The sequence below is a fragment of the Aeromonas sp. 1HA1 genome, from assembly GCF_029237385.1.
GTDB classification, from domain to species: Bacteria; Pseudomonadota; Gammaproteobacteria; order Enterobacterales; family Aeromonadaceae; genus Aeromonas; species Aeromonas popoffii.
Genome location: NZ_JAACGC010000190.1, coordinates 1 through 965, shown reverse-complemented (window position 1 = coordinate 965; position 965 = coordinate 1). Strand labels below are relative to the sequence as shown.

The following is a 965-nucleotide window of genomic DNA, read 5'->3' as shown; positions in this document are numbered from 1 at the left end:
ATTGCATTTGTTTTCCCTTCTCATATATGCGAGCGCATTTACCATTGATCCGGCTGCCCACATAAAAAGAGCAACCTTTGGTCGGTGCCATGCCAAACCGCTTGGCGATGCCCTTGGATATTTCGGCGATCACAAACTCACCGGATTCTATTTTCATCCAGGAAGGGGCACGGCCCCGTTGCGGGTGAAACTCGCCAGCCTCAGCGGCAGTGATCGCGCCCTGGTAACTGATGTGGTCGCCGCTGTAATCGTCCAGGGCTAAATCCACGCGGGTGATCCGCACCGACGGGATGTGAGAGATAACGGAGTGCAGCGCGGGCAAGTCGAGGGCCGCACAACCCACGCCGGAAAAACTCACCATGCAGCCATGGTTAGCAGCGCCCCAACCAATCAGGCCACAGGGCAGGCCATCACACAGCAGATCGGCAGAATTGGCATAGCCATGCAGACCGGAGCGGCGAGGGCGCATAGTGAAACGTGGCTCAGGGATAGGAACCCCGATGCGGGCGTTCAGCTCTTCCAGCCATGTTTCCAACTCGGCGCAGCAAAGGGTGTCCAGGAACTGGACGCCGTAGCTGTCCACCAAGTCGTTGTACGCTTCCCAATACTTGGCACCCTCGACCACCTCAAACTCTGAAAACTTGAGCAGCTCAGCGCAAACGGCTTTGAGCTCTTTGCGCATGTCGGCCCGTGACTTGTAATTGGAATGCAGGGCATGCTCCATCATCTGGGTCATGGAAGGGGTAAAGACCGGGGCAGGGGACTTGGGCACCCCCTTGAGGCTCAACCGCTCGGTGGCCTTGTCGTACACCGGTGCCAGGGCAGCAGGGGCAGGGGCAACGCCCAACCGCTCAGCCTTGCCATAGAGCCGTTCAGTCACCTTGTCGAAGCGGGCGAGGGGGGCAAACCCCACCGGACGTTTCCACAGGTAGCGCAACCCCTCAATGGGCGGGGCAGACAATGCG

1 protein-coding gene is annotated in these 965 nt (G+C 59.2%); it reads right to left on the bottom strand.

Annotation, left to right across the window (positions count from 1 at the left end):
- Positions 1-965, bottom strand: a 965-nt coding sequence (locus tag GWQ22_RS21580; protein WP_275931639.1) for a replication initiation factor domain-containing protein, incomplete at both ends; no start/stop codon positions are given.